This is a genomic window from Novipirellula caenicola, assembly GCF_039545035.1.
Lineage (GTDB): Bacteria > Planctomycetota > Planctomycetia > Pirellulales > Pirellulaceae > Novipirellula > Novipirellula caenicola.
On record NZ_BAABRO010000053.1, the window covers coordinates 1 to 2,716 of the forward strand.

The window sequence follows — 2,716 nt, forward strand, 5'->3', positions numbered from 1 at the left end:
CCCTTTAATGTCCGCGTCGAGCACCCAGTTGACTCGCCGGCGTGTGATTGTCTGGCCCAGATCGGCCAGTGCTTGGTGGCAGCTTCGCTTGGGACGGTAACCGTACGAGGTATCATGAAAATCCACCTCGCAGATGCGTTCCAAGACCATGACGATCGCCCGCTGGACGATCTTATCTTCCACGCAAGCGATTCCTAAAGGTCGCGTTTTACCGTCTCCTTTGGGAATGTCTCGGCGCAAATTCGGCTGAGGACGATAGCTACCGCGATGGATTCGATCTTCGAGAGCTTGCAAGTTGCCTTGCAAATTTTCTTCGTAATCGTCCACCGTGACCCCGTCGATCCCCGGTGCTTTGTCTTGCTTGAGTCGTCGGAAAGCGTAGAACAGCAGTTCGGTATTGAGCAACGAAAAGAGGTTACTAAACGTCGCTGCTGCGTTGCCTTCCGCTCTCGTGGTGATGCGATCCAGTCGATCATACACCGGCGTTCCACTTCTGCGAGTGGCAGGTGGTCGGCTGGAATCGCGTGTCGGCCTGACCGCCTTCCCTCGTTCGGCATTACCCGAAGTCAACGGTACTATGCAGTCATCCGATTCCCAAAGAGTCATTTGCCTCTGTTGCCTTTTCGGCTTCGCGGGCATACTCGACTTGTCATGATTGGAGTTCATAATCAGATCAAGAACTTTTGGGCGTCACTGGTTGCCTTGAAGACGTAGTGTGTAGCGCGAGTGGATCTTCGACTCCGGGACTCTCGATGTCGCTCGCCAAGACGCGACCACGAGTTTCGCCTTCGGGCATGCACAGACCTTGGGCAGTATCCAACAGGAAACCATGATTTCGGAGCTCAATCTCGTTCAGGGCTCGGCAGCCAGCCGATACCTTTCACCCTCACTACCTTTCGTGTTTACGCATCAACGTTGAACTTCGACTTGCGTCTTATATCAACGCAGCAAAACTCGATACTGAGCCCGTGGCTAGCGGTTACTCAGGCGGGATTCACACCCGCTCGTCTTCAAACCATTTCCAGTCCGCAACGTTCATCGCATGGTTCGTCGTCTGTGTCCAATAAAGCGGAGTTCAGTCTCGTGGCGACTTAAAAGTCTTGTCGTGGAGTACACCAGGGTCTTCAGTCGGAATTGGGTCGCCGAACAAGGCATGTGCGATCATTTCGGCCACGATGAAGCCGCCAAATACAATCGTCGTCAACAAAAGAAAATGTTCGTCCTGCAAGGAGTGGTTGGCGACCATTGCAATCCCAAGACCGATGCCGAAGAACGCCGCCGAGTATTTCTCGGATCGTGGTGCGACCTTGCGCCTTGATCGCCGCTCGATGTATCCGTGCATTGCAATCGATCCATAGGTGAATGCAAAGGCGATGGACAGGGCAATAGCGATCTCAACCCACGAGCAACCAAGGGCAAAGAGCAGGATCGCAGATGCAATTACAATTATGAGTTGGATCATGATCTTGTCGACGAACGATACGGATCACGTGGCCGCCGCGAACGACTGACCACTTCAATAAACTCAACTCGGCGGCTCATGTGCATCCGCTGGTTCGCCGCATCTTCGAGCCGATGCATTGTGCCATTCAGTCACCGAAGTGCTGAGGGTTATACTGTCCTCGAAACGAGATGTCAGTGATTCGATGCATTCGAAGGAAGGATGAACTCGCAATAGTCCAGTAAGTCGGCACCACGGTCGTCGAGCACAACGTCGGGTTTGGGCAGGAAACCCGAAAAGCAGTCGTCAATGCCGAGAGAGGCCGCAACGTCACGCGAGTACTCAGCGCCACCGCGACTCCAACAATACAGTGTATGACCATCGGCATGCATTCGACGAACGTAGTCCACACATGACGTTACCGGGATCTGCTTTGTGCCGAACGTTCGGATCAGCGTGTCATCGACATCGATGTAGATGATGCGTCTACGTTCCAAGTTCAAAGCATCCGTGTGAAGCGTCAGTCTCTTTCAGTCGGCGAACGGCGGGGTTCAGCGGGGCCGCGTGAGCGACTCTCCACTTCAAAAACGTTCACTCGCGGCCTCCGTTGCAACCCATGGTGCGCCGCTATTCGCAATGCAACACAGGCTTGAACGCCACATCGCCCAAGTCTACCCGGACAGATGGTGGGTGACAACGAATCGGACGACGTCAATCCGTGTCGGCAATGGAATCGGTATTGAGTCGCCGATTCCGTGCACCGCGAACGACGAGGAATGCTGAAAATGCGATCATCAATGGGGCCACGCCGAACGCCAGAATCTGCGCAGTAGCTGGTGTTATTGAGATGCCGAAAAGATACAGTTCAGGATCGTAGGGTGCGTAACGACGACCAGACGCCACGCGACGGTTCATGTCGCTGGTTAAGTAGACCAATCCGGGACCGGAAATGATGAACCCGATCAATGCGGCCAACGAAGCCGCAACGAAGAGCGGCGTAGACTTCCGTTGCTTTGATGTCGATTGCGATGGGGGAACGTATGGATTCACCAATGCGTGTGCTTCCGTCGGCGAACGTTTGGGTTTTGCGGGCCGGAACGATTGATTTTCAATTGCTAAACGCTCGCAGGCCCGGCTCCGTAACAACTCTTGGTTCCCCGCTTCGTTGCAGTAGGGTTAGTCGTGCAAGAATTGCTGAGCGTCAAAGCCGTCTACAACAGAGGCTAATGCAATCGCCCAGTCATTCAGCGACTCTTTAGTGTAGCCAACCGGAGC

4 protein-coding genes are annotated in these 2,716 nt (G+C 54.2%); all 4 read right to left on the minus strand.

The window, feature by feature from the left end; translation table 11 throughout:
* The coding region (locus tag ABEA92_RS31150) for a reverse transcriptase domain-containing protein (protein WP_345689762.1) at positions 1-480 on the minus strand (480 nt) is incomplete at its 3' end.
* A 595-nt stretch (positions 481-1,075) separates the two neighbouring features.
* Positions 1,076-1,462, minus strand: a complete 387-nt coding sequence (locus ABEA92_RS31155) for a hypothetical protein (protein WP_345689764.1) — start codon at positions 1,460-1,462, stop codon at positions 1,076-1,078.
* A 173-nt stretch (positions 1,463-1,635) separates the two neighbouring features.
* Entirely contained in the window at positions 1,636-1,938 is a 303-nt protein-coding gene (locus ABEA92_RS31160) for a hydrolase (RefSeq protein WP_345689766.1), read from the minus strand.
* 214 nt (positions 1,939-2,152) lie between these two features.
* A complete protein-coding gene (locus tag ABEA92_RS31165) occupies positions 2,153-2,416 on the minus strand; it encodes a hypothetical protein (RefSeq protein WP_345689767.1) in 264 nt (87 codons plus the stop codon).
* Positions 2,417-2,716: the final 300 nt, after the last annotated feature.